General features: G+C 45.7%; 20 protein-coding genes. 8 read left to right on the plus strand and 12 right to left on the minus strand.

The annotated features are described in order from the left end of the window. Nucleotides 1-28 precede the first annotated feature (28 nt). The 3 genes from ACNT1W_RS18355 to ACNT1W_RS18365 all read right to left on the minus strand — a co-directional run bounded on the left by ACNT1W_RS18355 (nucleotide 29) and on the right by ACNT1W_RS18365 (nucleotide 1,148). Nucleotides 29-613: a hypothetical protein gene (locus tag ACNT1W_RS18355; RefSeq protein ID WP_419245978.1), complete on the minus strand. Its 585-nt coding sequence runs from the start codon at nucleotides 611-613 to the stop codon at nucleotides 29-31. Nucleotides 614-633: 20 nt separating this feature from the next. Beyond that, entirely contained in the window at nucleotides 634-804 is a 171-nt protein-coding gene (locus tag ACNT1W_RS18360; RefSeq protein ID WP_419245979.1) for a hypothetical protein, read from the minus strand. A 104-nt stretch (nucleotides 805-908) separates the two neighbouring features. Further along, nucleotides 909-1,148, minus strand: coding sequence for a hypothetical protein (locus ACNT1W_RS18365; RefSeq protein ID WP_419245980.1), 240 nt, complete (start codon nucleotides 1,146-1,148; stop codon nucleotides 909-911). Between the two features lie 204 nt (nucleotides 1,149-1,352). Between ACNT1W_RS18365 and ACNT1W_RS18370 the strand changes: the two genes are divergently transcribed. The 3 genes from ACNT1W_RS18370 to ACNT1W_RS18380 all read left to right on the plus strand — a co-directional run bounded on the left by ACNT1W_RS18370 (nucleotide 1,353) and on the right by ACNT1W_RS18380 (nucleotide 2,664). After that, nucleotides 1,353-1,673 (plus strand): zinc ribbon domain-containing protein, encoded by a 321-nt coding sequence (locus tag ACNT1W_RS18370; RefSeq protein WP_419245981.1) that lies wholly within the window; start codon nucleotides 1,353-1,355, stop codon nucleotides 1,671-1,673. A 225-nt stretch (nucleotides 1,674-1,898) separates the two neighbouring features. After that, entirely contained in the window at nucleotides 1,899-2,327 is a 429-nt protein-coding gene (locus tag ACNT1W_RS18375; RefSeq protein WP_419245982.1) for a lysozyme inhibitor LprI family protein, read from the plus strand. Between the two features lie 22 nt (nucleotides 2,328-2,349). Further along, complete coding sequence (locus tag ACNT1W_RS18380; RefSeq protein WP_419245983.1) at nucleotides 2,350-2,664, plus strand: hypothetical protein; 315 nt, start codon at nucleotides 2,350-2,352, stop codon at nucleotides 2,662-2,664. Here ACNT1W_RS18380 and ACNT1W_RS18385 read toward each other — a convergent pair. Continuing rightward, on the minus strand, nucleotides 2,642-2,947 hold the full coding sequence (locus tag ACNT1W_RS18385) for a hypothetical protein (protein WP_419245984.1): 306 nt from the start codon (nucleotides 2,945-2,947) through the stop codon (nucleotides 2,642-2,644). The two genes, ACNT1W_RS18380 and ACNT1W_RS18385, sit on opposite strands and share 23 nt — an antisense overlap. Nucleotides 2,948-3,014: 67 nt before the next feature. After that, a complete protein-coding gene (locus ACNT1W_RS18390) occupies nucleotides 3,015-3,323 on the minus strand; it encodes a hypothetical protein (protein WP_419245985.1) in 309 nt (102 codons plus the stop codon). A 67-nt stretch (nucleotides 3,324-3,390) separates the two neighbouring features. On the opposite strand from ACNT1W_RS18390, the gene ACNT1W_RS18395 reads away from it, so the two are divergent. Together ACNT1W_RS18395 and ACNT1W_RS18400 are read left to right on the plus strand one after the other, a co-directional pair. Continuing rightward, nucleotides 3,391-4,344 carry an IS1595 family transposase gene (locus tag ACNT1W_RS18395; RefSeq protein WP_419245986.1) on the plus strand — a complete coding sequence of 318 codons (954 nt, stop codon included), beginning with the start codon at nucleotides 3,391-3,393 and terminating at the stop codon, nucleotides 4,342-4,344. Between the two features lie 246 nt (nucleotides 4,345-4,590). Next, nucleotides 4,591-4,821, plus strand: coding sequence for a hypothetical protein (locus tag ACNT1W_RS18400; protein WP_419245987.1), 231 nt, complete (start codon nucleotides 4,591-4,593; stop codon nucleotides 4,819-4,821). A gap of 32 nt (nucleotides 4,822-4,853) precedes the next feature. Here the strand turns inward: ACNT1W_RS18400 and ACNT1W_RS18405 are convergent, their stop codons facing one another. From ACNT1W_RS18405 to ACNT1W_RS18415, 3 genes are all read right to left on the minus strand, one after another. After that, complete coding sequence (locus tag ACNT1W_RS18405; protein ID WP_419245988.1) at nucleotides 4,854-5,258, minus strand: hypothetical protein; 405 nt, start codon at nucleotides 5,256-5,258, stop codon at nucleotides 4,854-4,856. A 64-nt stretch (nucleotides 5,259-5,322) separates the two neighbouring features. Further along, nucleotides 5,323-5,616, minus strand: coding sequence for a hypothetical protein (locus ACNT1W_RS18410; RefSeq protein WP_419245989.1), 294 nt, complete (start codon nucleotides 5,614-5,616; stop codon nucleotides 5,323-5,325). A gap of 477 nt (nucleotides 5,617-6,093) precedes the next feature. After that, entirely contained in the window at nucleotides 6,094-7,047 is a 954-nt protein-coding gene (locus tag ACNT1W_RS18415) for a LysR family transcriptional regulator (protein ID WP_411226946.1), read from the minus strand. A gap of 139 nt (nucleotides 7,048-7,186) precedes the next feature. Between ACNT1W_RS18415 and ACNT1W_RS18420 the strand changes: the two genes are divergently transcribed. Both ACNT1W_RS18420 and ACNT1W_RS18425 read left to right on the plus strand, forming a co-directional pair. After that, on the plus strand, nucleotides 7,187-8,356 hold the full coding sequence (locus ACNT1W_RS18420) for a M20 aminoacylase family protein (protein WP_419245990.1): 1,170 nt from the start codon (nucleotides 7,187-7,189) through the stop codon (nucleotides 8,354-8,356). A gap of 36 nt (nucleotides 8,357-8,392) precedes the next feature. Next, entirely contained in the window at nucleotides 8,393-9,178 is a 786-nt protein-coding gene (locus ACNT1W_RS18425) for an ABC transporter substrate-binding protein (protein WP_017893424.1), read from the plus strand. Between the two features lie 54 nt (nucleotides 9,179-9,232). On the opposite strand, the gene tmaR is transcribed toward ACNT1W_RS18425, so the two are convergent. The 3 genes from tmaR to ACNT1W_RS18440 form a co-directional block, all read right to left on the minus strand. Then, nucleotides 9,233-9,550: a PTS system regulator TmaR gene (gene tmaR / locus ACNT1W_RS18430; protein ID WP_012145924.1), complete on the minus strand. Its 318-nt coding sequence runs from the start codon at nucleotides 9,548-9,550 to the stop codon at nucleotides 9,233-9,235. Between the two features lie 161 nt (nucleotides 9,551-9,711). Continuing rightward, complete coding sequence (locus ACNT1W_RS18435) at nucleotides 9,712-10,779, minus strand: FUSC family protein (protein ID WP_012145925.1); 1,068 nt, start codon at nucleotides 10,777-10,779, stop codon at nucleotides 9,712-9,714. A gap of 98 nt (nucleotides 10,780-10,877) precedes the next feature. Next, on the minus strand, nucleotides 10,878-11,645 hold the full coding sequence (locus ACNT1W_RS18440) for an N-acetylmuramoyl-L-alanine amidase (RefSeq protein ID WP_115184948.1): 768 nt from the start codon (nucleotides 11,643-11,645) through the stop codon (nucleotides 10,878-10,880). 203 nt (nucleotides 11,646-11,848) lie between these two features. On the opposite strand from ACNT1W_RS18440, the gene ACNT1W_RS18445 reads away from it, so the two are divergent. Beyond that, nucleotides 11,849-12,595 (plus strand): S24 family peptidase, encoded by a 747-nt coding sequence (locus ACNT1W_RS18445; RefSeq protein WP_012145927.1) that lies wholly within the window; start codon nucleotides 11,849-11,851, stop codon nucleotides 12,593-12,595. A gap of 42 nt (nucleotides 12,596-12,637) precedes the next feature. On the opposite strand, the gene ACNT1W_RS18450 is transcribed toward ACNT1W_RS18445, so the two are convergent. Next, nucleotides 12,638-13,747, minus strand: a complete 1,110-nt coding sequence (locus tag ACNT1W_RS18450) for an SDR family oxidoreductase (protein WP_419245991.1) — start codon at nucleotides 13,745-13,747, stop codon at nucleotides 12,638-12,640. Nucleotides 13,748-13,855 lie beyond the last annotated feature (108 nt).

Genomic DNA, 13,855 nt, shown 5'->3' on the forward strand with positions numbered 1-13,855 from the left:
ATTTTCATTTTGACTTAAAGTGTTAAGTTTATACTCGCGGGTAGAATATACCCTTAATACAATTAGGATTTAGTATAGCAACTTGAATATGATTTTTCTCATAAAATTTTGCTCCTTCATATAAAGGATTACCTTCTAAAAATGCGGCTCTAACGGAGTCGAATTGTTTCCCTGAATTTTTGGCAAGAGTATGAGCATATCTAATGACAGCACAATCGAGTTCTCTACATTTAAAATCAAAATCACTCTTACCAAACATTTTATTTACAGGTGGTTCGATATTCTGTAACTTGAGAGATTTGGTCATTTCTTCGAAAGAAAACTTAAGAAAATCAATATGTTTTTGATCAAATAAGTCTAAACAATTTCCAAGTTCAATTACAGCACCTAATACAAATGGTTTTTTTATTTTTGAGTTTTTTCTTTCTTTATCTTCAATTGCATATTGTTTTGCTCTTTCATAGTTATTTTCCCAAAAATAAACACCATTACCAAGCCAATCATATGCGTTATTGCTGTGTTTGAAGTCATCTTTTTTTAGCAGAATAGGTAATGCTGCATCTTCATCCATTCCATGAAAACCATATATAACGCTTGGTTTTGATGAGTACATTATAGATTCCTATTAAATAGTCATTCCTTTGGTTTACTTTTTTCAACAGTTTCTTTAGTAAAAAAACGTGTGTTGTAAGTACCATTTTTTGTTAGTATTTTTGACTCAACAAGTAGTTTAAACCGTTCTTCAGGAGTACGATTTTCCGCAGACTCTCTAGCTTTTCTTAATAACTCTTCCATATCCATCATGGCACCTCTTATATATTTCAGATACTACATTTAGAACAACTTCGTGTAATATTATAGTTTAATTTACGTACAAACTCAAGTAGTCAAGTACTTACTTGAATTATTTACTCTTGATCATTATCCCAATAGCCTCTTTCCTTACAGAATATCCACCAAGGGTTATCATCACTCAAATCATTTTCGATATTTTCATGGGTAAAGTAAGGAATATCGGGATATGGAATTTGTTCTTCGCCTTTTTTCGCTCTTGTTTTATTTCGAACATATCGTGACAACTGTTCAGCACGTCGGTCAGATTCTGACATGTATTTTCTTCGTTCAAGATAGTTATCTTCTTCATTCATAAATGTTTTCCTCATAGTTTTAGATGTAACCAACTGTATTTGATATCATTTTCTATCATTGCTTTCACAGATCGATTGACATCAATTGATAGTCATAGGCTATCATAATCAATTTATCGATCGTTTGTGACGATCAATTTCTTGAATTTTAGTACTCAATCGGGTTATCATCATTAGATGAAAACTTGCAAGGAGCACTAAAAAATGGTTATTAATCAGTTAGAAACAAGATGCAGTTACTGTGATGAGATGATTTCGTCCAAGGCTAAAAAGTGTAAGCACTGTGGAGAGATCTTAAATCCACAACTACGAGAGATAGAGTCTTTAAAGCGTGAGAACGCGAATAGGGACAAATCTAACATTGTAGTGAGTAACAACAACAATAATAACAACAATCAAGGTTCAACTGGCAGTAAACGGTTCCCTCATATTGCACATTTAATTATGACAATAATTACTGGTGGTTTATGGATATTCGTTTGGCTACTGCATTACATATTTAGGAACAAGGAAAACTATTCCTAATCCACTTAAAATAAGGATATAACTATGAACATTGGATTTGTTGCACTGATAGTACTTTTTGGCAGTATATTTTTTGTTAATAAATCGGCTATTGAATGCGTAATCGATACTGATATAGCAATAGGCGATTGTTATAAATCCTCAATAGATACATTAGGTATCACGTTAAATAATCTGTATGACAATTATTTCATTAAATTTATAGATAATAAATAAGGTGTAGCTATGAACAAGTTATTACCTATACTACTGATATTTTTCAGTAGTAGTGCATTATCGAAAGAATCAGTAATAGATAAAGAATTAGCACAATGTAGAAGTAACCCTGTGAATGTATCTGATATGGCAATGGCTGACTGTTATGAAGCCGCTACCAAAGCATGGGATAAACTACTAAATGCTGAATACAAGTTACTAATATCTGATACTGAATTAAGTAAAGAATTCAAAGATAGTCTAAAAAGATCTCAGCTTGCTTGGATCAAGTATAAAGATTTATCTTTGGATGCTATTACTAAATTTTACGATAATGAACGTGGTTCATACTGGCAAATTGTTAGTACTGAAAACAAGATGCTTATAACGAAAAACAAAGCTATAGAATTACATAAGTTACGAATTAGTAGTGATCCTTCGGCACCGGCTGAAGATTAATATAAACAACAAGGAGTATTATATGGAAAGGATTCCAAATAATAGCATTATTATTTTTTCAATAGGTATAATTAATGGTATTACTCAATTTGAAACAAACACAGAAGTACCATTTTATTTGTTCTTGGGTGAAGGAGTAGGTTACGCCAAGTTAGAATCATTACTTAAAATTGGTTCAATTGGTGGTTCTTTTAAATTGAAAGATTGTGGGATTAAACTCAGACTATTTCCTATGGCCATAACTGAAATAATCCCAACTAAAGATAATATACCTGAAGATCTAATTTATCATCTTGACACTATATTATTCAACTCTAGAAAAGAGAATATGCAGTGATAAATTTATCAATACTATTGTGTACATGACTATATCCGTCATAAGTAATAACTATATCTGTAGCAGCATATTGTGGACCATTATAATTTGGGGTAGACACGCCAACAATGCTAATAAAACTTTGTCTTTCTAAGGAGATAATATCTTTTTCAAATAAGTCATAATTTTTATATATAATTGACATTAATTTATGCGACTCTCCTGCCGTCAATCTATCTCGTGCATTACTATTTTTTCTTGCTATATATAGCATGTACAACATAGCCATTTGTTCATTTGTCATATTGCTTACCTTATTGTCAAAGTAAGCAATTTGATAACATATACTTAGTCAAAATAACAGTACTAAATTAGTTGCTGTTAAAGTTTTTACCTCTTGGTTCATTTTTCTTTAGATCTATACGTTCGATCACAGATCTAAAGTCAATCTTATTTTCTGCCATTTCTCCCATCAATGATGCAATAATCGCTAAATGATCGGGTACTTTTTCTTTCCCTGCTAAGTTTGAAATACTATTGCGATTCAGTTGCAACAGGTCAGCAAACTCTCTCCCTGACAATCCGGCCTTTCCGAGTTGTCGTTTGAACTCTTCATAATCCATAGCTTCACCAATAAGTGTAATAAACACATATTTTAGTGTGTCTTGCTGTTGATGCACACTAATTTGTGTGTTATCTTAACTTCATAGTGAAGGTTGTTCAACCATACAGCACAAGGAAGATCATATGTCTCAGCACTTCTTGTTATCCTCGAAAGCTAAAACATTGTCACTGATGCAAGTTATGGCATTGAGCGACAGTGATGCTTTTAACCTGTTCAGATCGCTACGCTGGGGCGATAACCAAGAAATCCCATGCCCTCGCTGTGGTGTCGTTCACAAGCCTTTTAATATCACTTCCCGTAAACAGTGGAGATGCAAACACTGCGACTACACCTTCTCAGTAACGTCCGGTACTATCTTCGCAAACCATAAACTACCACTCAAAGTATACCTCGTCGCTATTGTACTCTTCGTAAACGCCGTTAAAGGTATCTCAGCACTACAACTATCCAGAGATTTAGGTGTACAGTACCGAACCGCTTTTGTACTCGCTCACAAGCTTAGAGAATCTCTTAGTGCTAAAAAAAATACTTCACTACTGCAAGGTGAAGTACATATTGACGGTGCATACATGCATACTACTTTACGTCCTAAAAACAAAAAAGAAGATCGTATTGATAGACGCTTACTAATCAACCAACCCAAAGATAAATGCTGTATCCTCGTAATTAGACAAAAAACTCAACAAACTCGTACTTTTGTTATTAAGTCTGAATCAGAATCTGAAATACTAAAATTAGTAAAAGAAAATGTAGATCCTTCAGCTACCATATGTGCAGATGAAAATAGTGCCTATAATATCTTACACGGCCACTACAACGTAAAACGTGTTAACCATTCAAAAGAGTACCGTTCAGATGATGGTACTACTAATAACTACGCCGAAAGTTACTTCTCAAGATTTAGAAGAATGCAAATCGGACAAGTACATAAAATTTCTAACAAGTATTTAAATGAATACGCTAACGAAATTGCTTACCGTGAAGATATGAGAACTACTCCTAACGGTATTGTTGTTAAAGATATTCTTTCTAAATGCCTTAATACTAAAACTGACAAACATTGGTGTGGATACTAATTTAGTACTAAAGAGTTTTAATTTATTACATTAGTAGTATTTGAAAAACAAAGTTATAAAAAAGTTTAACTATCATTATAAATTTAATCATTAATTAAAACAATGCTTTATAATATACTCATTGACGCCACCCATGTCAGAATGTATTATTTTATTGGGCCACGGATGGCTCAGGTGCGATAGGGCCAAATTTTAGTGACAGCTAATTATTGAACCCTATCTGTAATTATGTAATAAGGATGTTATATGACATATGATAAATTAGAGTTTGATCAAACTCTATTGACAGTAATAGAAATTGATAAAGAACTCAATAAAATAAAAGAGTTAATTATAAGCAGTAATAACTTTAATGAAGCTATTCAGTACTCATTAAAGTATAACGAACTCGAAATAATATATAACCAGATGCTTTATCAAATGGATTGTGAGTTAAGTGATTACCAGTCACTTGCTACTCCATTCGATAAGTTTTAACTATATGCCCCCCGGTGGTGGGGCATTACTATTTAGATACTAACAATACAGTACTTCCCATCCACTTTCTCCAATTTACTACCTTTCACTAAAGATGCTAACGCAACTTTTAGTACCTTGTTCAGTACCTTTACTTCATCAGCAGATATAGATTTTATTAGTACTATCTCTTCTAATAATTCATTATAATCCATATTCTTAACTCGTACAGTATCTAATACCAGCTTACTTAACTCCCCATGTGCAAATAATTTATTACCTTTATATACCCGCTTACCTCCTAACTTCCGTAAATCAATGTCATTGTCGAAAATCTTTAACGTTACATCCAACGCAGATACCTGTTCTTCTAATAACTTGATCTCTTTCTGCTTTAATTCAATAATACCTACCAACTCACTACGCTTACTCAGTATCCCAGAGACTACATGACTCATAAATCCCTCCAACTATCTGTTAATATTGAAGTATTATACAGGAATAGGGCGGGAAATTATTGTGCTACTGGTGCATAATGCCGAATTTACCCGTATTCGTTGCTAATGAAATGTCGTCACCGGGCCCCCCCGTTTCAGCATCAACCAAAACAGGAACACCATTGAAAACATCATCTATCCAGCTGACTTTTTGTTCTAAAAGGATATGCGTAAGAGCAATAGCCGCAACCCGAGCTTGGTAGTCCAACCCGCGCTCCGCAGCACTCCCTCCCGCTGCAGATTTTTTCCTGTTTTGCTCATCATTTTTTTCAGGTTGTACGTGTTTTGACAGCTGGGATTGAGCCTCCGTGTTTTTCATTACAGTCCCTTTAATGCGGTTACGGTAGAGATCAAGGTGTGGGCACAAAACAAGTTATCACTAAGATGAATGACCTATGTAGCATAGTTAAATTATCGTTGCTGTATGTTTTTTCCTGAGTGAGTAATACGTAATCTTAAACGTACAGCAAGTGGTTAAAGAACATCCAAAATAGCTATTCTAAGTATTGTCGATAGGACGCTTTAGTTCATGCGCAACAAAACTTCAGATTCTCCTCCACCTTTGGCAATCACAGTTGTTAAACGTTAACGATCTCTTATCCTCTTCACTGGCACAGGGCAGTTGTCGCAGCCCTGACAATCTTAGACTTCAATCGACTCAGAGATCTCAAACGCATCAGCCCCCATTGGTAAGTACAGACTGGTTTTAGCAACGTCCGCTTCTGGCACAAAGCCGACGGCCAGGACGTCCCCACAATAACCAAAACTATCCCAACAACTCCGAACGCCCCCTCCCCTAAACCAACAACTTCACCCGATCATAAATCAGTCGGTCCTCGAGCCGAGCGGAGCGGGCGTGCTGGCGCAGGGTGCGGATAAGGTTATCGATCAGGGCATGGGCGGCGGTGCTGAGTATGCTGTTACGCCGGGTGACGATATTCAACCGCGCCAGGTCACAGCCTTCCTGTAGCGCCAGCGGTTGCAGGCGTCCGGCAAACTGCGGTAGCCCGAGCAACGGTGCCGGGCACCAGGTGCACATGTCTGCCGACTCCACCATTGCTTGCAGCATGCCGAGGGAATGCGCATGAATAATGCGGTTCGGATCAAGCTGAGCGCCGTGTCGGCTGAACAGTTGGTGGATTAAATCGTCATAATTTTCTGGCGTATAGTTCAGCACCCAGTCCTGCTCCAACAACTGGTGGACTGAGGTGCTTTGGCCCAATGGATGGCCGTGGCGCACCATCACCGCCGTTTCATAGTCCAACAATGGCTCGCAATGAAACTCCTGCGGTGCCATCGAAGCCGGAAGCGGCGTGATGGCGAAATCCATCGTGCCCTCTCGCAGTTGGGATTGGGCGTTGGCCATCAGGCTTTCAAACAGCTCCAGTTTTACTCTCGGCATTTTTTTGCGAAAGGCCACCACCGCCGCCGGTAACACCGTCAACATCAGCCAGGGCGTGATCGCCACCTTCACCTGCTCTTGCGCCAACCCGCGCAGGCCCGCCATTTCATTGTTGGCCTGTTCCAGTTGGTTCAACACTAACCGGGCATGTGCCAGCAGCGTTTTTCCGTAAGGTGTAAAACCCAGTCCGGCCGGCGTGCGGATCAGCAATGGCAGTTCCTGCTGCTGCTCCAGCTCGCGTAAGGCCCGCGTGACCGCCGCCTGTGAAAGCCCCAGTTGGCGTGCGGCGGCGCGGATGCTGCCACCGTCGGCACTGGCGACCAAGGCCTGTAACTGATGTAGTTTCATCACGCCCCCTGACAATCATAAGTTGTCAGCATAACCGAACGGCGGCTCCCCGGGCAAAAGGTTGTTTGTTAGTCTCCGAAGTACCTTGTTCCCGGTTATCGATCGCGCCGGGAACCGAAAATTCACTTTGGATATCGCGATGAGAAATTCGCTTGTTTTACCTGAAATAGCTGCCGTTCAACACGAAATGGTCGCCATTCGCCACCATATTCATGCGCATCCTGAACTGGGGTTCAATGAGTTTGCCACCGGCGATTTGGTTGCAAAACTGCTGACCGAATGGGGTTATCAGGTCACGCGTCATATAGGACAAACCGGAGTTGTCGCTACCCTGCAGCGCGGCGAGGGGAAATCTCTTGGCCTGCGGGCCGATATGGATGCATTGCCGATTGAAGAAACCAGCGGACTGCCCTATGCCAGCACTCACAGCGGCGTGATGCACGCCTGCGGTCATGATGGCCACACCACCATGCTGCTGGCGGCGGCGCGTTATCTGGCGCACCACTCTGACTTTACCGGTACATTGCAGCTAATATTTCAGCCGGCGGAAGAAGGCGGCGGCGGCGCCCGGGTAATGATGGAAGACGGGTTGTTCGAGCGTTTTCCCTGTGACGCGGTGTTCGCCATGCACAACGTGCCCGGCTTCCCGGTCGGCCAACTGGGCTTTGCCAGCGGCCCTTTCATGTGTTCGGCCGATACCGTCAACATCACCCTGCATGGGCACGGCGGGCACGGCGCGGTGCCACAACACACCGTCGATCCGGTGGTGGTCTGTGCCGCCATCGTGATGAGCCTGCAGACCATCGTCTCCAGAAATATCGATCCACAGGAAACGGCGATTGTGACCGTGGGCGCGATCCAGGCCGGTCATGCCAGCAATGTCATTCCCTCGACCGCCACCATGACGCTAAGCGTGCGTGCGCTGAATGCCGATGTCCGTCAACGGTTGGAAGACCGCATTACGGCACTGGTGGAAGCGCAGGCCGTCAGTTTTGGCGCCCGGGCAGAGATTGATTATCAACAGGGTTATCCGGTGCTGGTGAACCACGCGGCGGAAACCGAACTGGCGCGTTCGGTCGCGTTGGAATGGGCCGGTGAAAGCCGGGTTATCGCCAATCTGCGCCCGATTACCGCCAGTGAGGACTTCGCTTTTATGCTGGAAAAATGCCCCGGCAGTTATATCTCAATTGGCAACGGGGAAAGCACGCCCGATAACTCGCTGCATAACGCCGGTTACGATTTTAATGACGAGTGTTTGCCGATTGGCGCCACTTACTGGGTCAAGCTGGCGGAACGCTTCCTGGCTTAATCCCTTTTTGAACACCACTACGCTGAGGAAAACCAAATGAAAACAAAAAGTAGCCTGGTTTTATTGCTGCCACTGGCATTCAGTTTCGCCGCCCTTGGCGGGGAATTCAGCGGCAAGGTGATTAAGCTGGGCATAGACCCCACCTTCCCGCCGCTGGAATACAAAACTGCGCAAGGAACCCTGACCGGGTTCGGTGTGGATATCGCTCAGGCGCTTTGCAATGAGATGCAGGCCAGGTGCGTGTGGGTCGAAAGCAGTTGGGACGGGATGATCCCGGGGTTGCAGGCAAAAAAGTTTGACGCCATCGCCTCGTCAATGACCATTACGCCGCAGCGCGAAAAGCAGATCTCCTTCTCGAACAAGGTGTCTAACGCCCCGGCACGCCTGGTGGCCCGCAAGGGTAGCGACCTGCAGCCCACGGCGGCTTCACTGAAAGGCAAATCGATTGGCGTGCAACAAGGCTCCAGCCAGGAAGCTTACGCAAACGCAATGTGGCGCCAGGCCGGCGTCAACGTGATTGCCTATCAGAGCCAACAGGAAGTGAATGAGGATCTGGCCAACGGCCGGTTGGACGCTTCGCTGCTGGCCAGCGTCAGCGCCAGCGAATTTTTCAAAACGCCCGGCGGCAAGGATTTTGCCTTTACCGGCGCGGAACTGAGCGACAGCAAATATTTTGGGATTGGCGATGGCATTGGCGTGCGTAAAGAGGACCGCGCATTACTTGATGCCTTCAACGCGGCGCTGAAAGCCATTATCGCCAACGGCACCTATAAGAAGGTGAACGATAAATACTTTGATTTTGATATGTACGGTAAAGGGTAGTAACTGAGGGGCAGATTAAAAGGGCCAGGCGAGCGCCTGGCCCGATAAAAACGGTTACTTCACTTCGCCCATAGCCTTCAGCTTTTTGGACAGTTCGCGACGTTCTTTAGACAGATCGGCATTTTTGATGATGTAGTCATCAACGCGATCTTCATAGTCGCTGCGCATGTTGGCAATGATGCCCTGAACATCTTCAATGCTCATGCCCGGTTTGATGTACTCACTCAGGTTATCGAGCAGCAGCACGCGCTTTTGGTTGTCGCGGACTTTCTTCTCGTTGTCGATAATTTCGCGTTGCAGCTTATTTTTACGTCGGAACATACGCACAAACTCCAGAACGTCCTGGAAACTCGGCTTATTTGCATTTTCCATCTTCATACCCTTGCTTTAGTAATACACAGATTCATTGGCTTACGGCCACAATGAGACCAAGATACAGGTTTGTGGCGCTCAGACACAACACTCATCGCCCTATCTTACCCACTTTACCGCCACGACAAAAACCCGAAGCGCCTGCTTCATGATCTGGCCCCCTATTCACGCTCGCCGGCGGTACACACCTTGAGCAAGTCACCTAGTTCTTCCAACTGCTGCGTCAGTTCCATGCTCAGCCATACGTAGCCGTAGATCGGCGCTTCACCATGCTGGCTGACGCTGGCCTCCTGCATCAGGGTTTTCAGCTCCGCAGCGATTTCGCTCAGTTCCCCTGCCGCCATCGCCTGCTGAGCCTGCGGGCCGTTACGCATGGTTTCCGCCAGCGCTTCCAATGAGCGTAGCGTCAACAGTTGCGCACTGCGCAGGGTTTTGGCATTCAGCATAATAAAATGGGTTTCGCGCGAGGCCCAGTAGGCGTCGGCCAACAGCTCCAGCGTACAGACCAGATTGCGGCTCAGCGTCTGCACCGCTTCGAATACCGCTTTGGGGATATGGGTTTCTTTGCTGCTGGGCACAATCAGCCCGCGCAATTTGACCACCTGATTCAGCAAGTCTTTCAGCTGCGGCTCCAGCCGTGGTCTTTCGATCATATTCGGGGACAGGTAAGCGCCGTAGATTTTGCCCGCGCTTTGCAGGCAATCGGCCATCTGCATGCGCCACAGAATGTAGGCCCGCTGCGGGTAAATGCTGGTGAACAACAGCGCCAGTAATGAGCCAAAAATCACGTCGCCGCTGCGCCACAGCGCGGTGTGCATATCACCGGCACCCGCGCCACAAACCACCGCCAGCGTAATGCCCACCAGCAATGCCATATAAGGCCGTTTGCCCAGCGTCAGGTAGCCGCAGAAAAACATCACTACGCCACACCACGCCAGCATTAGCGGTAGCGAGTAGAGCTCAAGATACAGGGCAATCAGACCGGAGGCGGCACCAAACACCGTGCCGGCAATACGCTGCAGCGCCCTTTGCAACACGTTGCCCCAAAAGGAAATCGGCCCCATCACCACCACCAGCGTAATCAACGGCCAGGTGCCTTCCGGCACTTCAAGCAGGCGGATTAGCAGGAAGGTCAGTATAAACGCCAGCCCAATGCGCACACCATGCACAATGCGGTAATGGCGGTAAGTCAGACGTTCAAACGACGATATTTTTCTGTCGAGGCGCACAATGCATCCCGTTATCGATGGCGAGAAAGAACATCAGTTTAGCGGAGGAAGGCAGGCAGAAAAAGGCGGATAAGGCGTCCCCTATCCGCAGTCAGACGTTAAGCGGCATATTTATCCACCAGCGCACGCAAAATGGCGGCGGTTTCCACATCCATCACTCCGTCATACTTTCTTTGACGGAAGTGCAGCTGAAAGGCCCGCACCAGTTGGCGATAACCTTCGGCATTGGTCGCTGCTGAGGTGTCGTAACCGTATTTAGCGAACAGCGCCAGCAAATCAGGCTGTGCCGGCAGGCCCTGGCACTGATATTCATGCTGGTGACGATGCTTTACTGCTTCGTCATACCAGGCGCCTATACCTGCCAGATACAGCTGGTGCCATGGAAACTGCGGGCCAGGATCACTTTTGCGGCCCGGAGCAATATCGGAATGCGCCACCACGTTGACCGGCGTGATGTCCGGATAGCGTTGCAGAATGTTCTGCGCCAGTTGGCTGACCGCGGCAATCTGCTGCGGGTTAAACGGCGGGAAGGTAATATCTTCGCCATCGCCGCTGGCCAGATTGACGATCTCAATGCCAATGGACGTATCGTTAAGATTATTGCGATTGCCCCACTGACTGGCCCCGGCATGCCAGGCGCGCTCCACTTCATCGACCAGGTTGAAAATGCGCACGCCGTTGAAACCGGCGGCCTGATAGCTTTGATCTTCAGGATCCGGCACCAGATAATGGGCGCTGACCGACTTACCGGTCAGTGACTGCACCGAATCGGCAAAGTTTTGCGCCGTGTAATGCAGCACCAGAAAACGCACCCGGTGGCCAAAGCTGGCTACCGAACGGTAGCTGTTGTAATCCATACTGAACATAATAGATTCCTTGTTGGTTAAACTCGCGTGCCACAGCATTGCAGGATCCGTTCCGCTCAAACGGCCGCAACGTACAGCGACCCTACAATGTCTTTGCGGACCATGTCCACCCGTTCATGTTTAGCTAATTGCTAAAGTTAAAGCAAGAAATATTTAGTGAAAGCAATATTTACCTTTTTGCTAAAGAGTGCGATCATCCGACGATGGAAACCAAAGAAATAAGACGCAATAATTTGCGCGAGCTGATGGCCAGCTACGCCCGACAGGGTGTCAACCAGAACGAGTTTGCGCTGCTGGTAGAGTCCTCTTCGCCGACGCTGAGCCAAATCAGCGGTGAAAAGTCTTCCCGCAACCTGGGTGATAACCTCGCCAGGCGGATCGAGGCCAAACTGAACCTGCCCAAGGGCTGGTTTGACGTTTTCCATGAAAAACAGCTGGTGCGGCCGTTTGATAACGTAGCGGCAGAGTCGGATTTTCAACCCGCCCGCCTCAAGCCGGTGGTATGGGAAGACACCGAACAGGACAAGGAAGAGTTTGTGGAAATTCCCCTGCTGGATATTAATTTCTCGGCCGGCGATGGCTGTTATGAAATCGTCGATCGCGAAGAATTCTCGCTGATCTTCCGTCGCTACTATCTGCACAAGATGGGGGTGGCGGTGAATGCCGCACGCATCATCCGCATTTCCGGCTCCAGTATGGAACCGCGCCTGCAAGACGGTGATGTGGTAGGGATTAATACCGATGACACACGTATTCGCGAAGGCAAAACCTACGCTATTCGTCATGGCAATCTGCTGCGGGTAAAAGTGTTGATCGAACAGCCCGACGGCGGTGTCACTATTCGCTCCCTGAACCGGGAAGAGTACCAGGACGAACACCTGAGTTACCCGCAGCGCAAAGACCAACTGGTGGTGCTGGGCCGCGTTTTCTGGTCGTCTTCGTCCTGGTAATGAGGCGGATACAGTCAGGCGCCGCCAATCGGCGCCGTGCTGTTATTTGAAATCTACCACCATTTGCTGCTGGATAGACAAACCGCGGGTCGACTGTACGCAACAGTCAATGTAGTCGGTAAAACGCGGTGGTTTCGGCATGCCCAGCTTAAGAATTTTATCGTTACTGAAACGCACGTTAAGCATGGCGAAAGATCCGTACAGGCGCATCGCCTTCAGCATCAGTCGTTCGTTACAAGGCCCGAAAATATCCTTCAGTTGCTTACGCATCTTCAGCAACGCTTCGTAGCTGACCTGCGCGTAATGATCGCCAAGCGGCGGTTTTTCCAGCGCGGCGGCAATGGCCCGGTCGATATCCGCAAAGCTGACGCTGCTCTCTTCACCGGCCGAGATATGATAAACATCATTATCCAGCGTTTCGCTGTTCAACAGCATCACCAGCGCATCGGCACAGTAATCGACCGGGATCACGTCGATCTTGTCCTGCAGTGAACACATAAACTTGCGCAGCATCAGCGCCATGCTGAACACCCAAAAAATACTGCTGGAAGGCTGACAACCCAGGCGAGTATGCCCCACCACGATCGAAGGACGGGCAATCACCAGCGGCAGCTGCGGACAGCGTTGGCGCATTAGCTGCTCGATGGTCGATTTGGAGCGGGTGTATTCCACCAAATGCTCGGCGGTTTCTTCAAATTCACCGCTCTCTGCCACCAGAGAACCCGGTTCCGGCGCACAGGACATTGCGGTACCCACGTGCAGGAAACGTTTTAATCCAGACACCTGCGCCATTCTCTCGGCAAAGGCCAGCGTACCTTCGACGTTCACCTTCCAAATAAGAGGGTTGTTGCCAAACGAGGCTACTGCGGCACAATTAATAACGTGCGTTACATTGTTAATTCGTGTGTCTGCCAAAAACTCAGCAGGCTCACCTAAATCGCCCAACAATATATTTTCTATCGTGATCTTTGAAAATAAATCAGCATCAATATTAAACTTTTCCATATTCAGTCGAATACGTTCCAGTCCCTGCTGTGCATTTTCAGCCCGCACTAACAGAAGATAGTTAATAGACTGATTTTCTTTAATTAGTTTCTCGAGAACTGCACCACCGAGAAAGCCGGTAGCACCGGTTAACAGCAGAGTTTTCATAATACGTATCCACATTGGTATTGAATGATGCTGATTGTATGTGGAAACAATTAAACGAATACTAAATAAAACTCAGTGGCATCTACTTATCTTTTCTTAATATTATCT

The organism is Serratia sp. NFX21, assembly GCF_048517035.1.
In the GTDB taxonomy this organism is placed as follows: domain Bacteria; phylum Pseudomonadota; class Gammaproteobacteria; order Enterobacterales; family Enterobacteriaceae; genus Serratia; species Serratia quinivorans.

Bases quoted from the DNA above. Each gene is read 5' to 3' on its own strand.
- ACNT1W_RS18375 (WP_419245982.1), top strand. From the start codon at position 1,899: ATGAACAAGTTATTACCTATACTACTGATATTTTTCAGTAGTAGTGCA.
- tmaR (WP_012145924.1), bottom strand. From the start codon at position 9,550: ATGGAAAATGCAAATAAGCCGAGTTTCCAGGACGTTCTGGAGTTTGTG.
- ACNT1W_RS18425 (WP_017893424.1), top strand. From the start codon at position 8,393: ATGAAAACAAAAAGTAGCCTGGTTTTATTGCTGCCACTGGCATTCAGT.
- ACNT1W_RS18420 (WP_419245990.1), top strand. From the start codon at position 7,187: ATGAGAAATTCGCTTGTTTTACCTGAAATAGCTGCCGTTCAACACGAA.
- ACNT1W_RS18405 (WP_419245988.1), bottom strand. From the start codon at position 5,258: ATGAGTCATGTAGTCTCTGGGATACTGAGTAAGCGTAGTGAGTTGGTA.
- ACNT1W_RS18450 (WP_419245991.1), bottom strand. From the start codon at position 13,747: ATGAAAACTCTGCTGTTAACCGGTGCTACCGGCTTTCTCGGTGGTGCA.
- ACNT1W_RS18370 (WP_419245981.1), top strand. From the start codon at position 1,353: ATGGTTATTAATCAGTTAGAAACAAGATGCAGTTACTGTGATGAGATG.
- ACNT1W_RS18385 (WP_419245984.1), bottom strand. From the start codon at position 2,947: ATGACAAATGAACAAATGGCTATGTTGTACATGCTATATATAGCAAGA.
- ACNT1W_RS18415 (WP_411226946.1), bottom strand. From the start codon at position 7,047: ATGAAACTACATCAGTTACAGGCCTTGGTCGCCAGTGCCGACGGTGGC.
- ACNT1W_RS18395 (WP_419245986.1), top strand. From the start codon at position 3,391: ATGTCTCAGCACTTCTTGTTATCCTCGAAAGCTAAAACATTGTCACTG.
- ACNT1W_RS18410 (WP_419245989.1), bottom strand. From the start codon at position 5,616: ATGAAAAACACGGAGGCTCAATCCCAGCTGTCAAAACACGTACAACCT.
- ACNT1W_RS18360 (WP_419245979.1), bottom strand. From the start codon at position 804: ATGATGGATATGGAAGAGTTATTAAGAAAAGCTAGAGAGTCTGCGGAA.
- ACNT1W_RS18445 (WP_012145927.1), top strand. From the start codon at position 11,849: ATGGAAACCAAAGAAATAAGACGCAATAATTTGCGCGAGCTGATGGCC.
- ACNT1W_RS18440 (WP_115184948.1), bottom strand. From the start codon at position 11,645: ATGTTCAGTATGGATTACAACAGCTACCGTTCGGTAGCCAGCTTTGGC.
- ACNT1W_RS18355 (WP_419245978.1), bottom strand. From the start codon at position 613: ATGTACTCATCAAAACCAAGCGTTATATATGGTTTTCATGGAATGGAT.
- ACNT1W_RS18365 (WP_419245980.1), bottom strand. From the start codon at position 1,148: ATGAATGAAGAAGATAACTATCTTGAACGAAGAAAATACATGTCAGAA.
- ACNT1W_RS18380 (WP_419245983.1), top strand. From the start codon at position 2,350: ATGGAAAGGATTCCAAATAATAGCATTATTATTTTTTCAATAGGTATA.
- ACNT1W_RS18400 (WP_419245987.1), top strand. From the start codon at position 4,591: ATGACATATGATAAATTAGAGTTTGATCAAACTCTATTGACAGTAATA.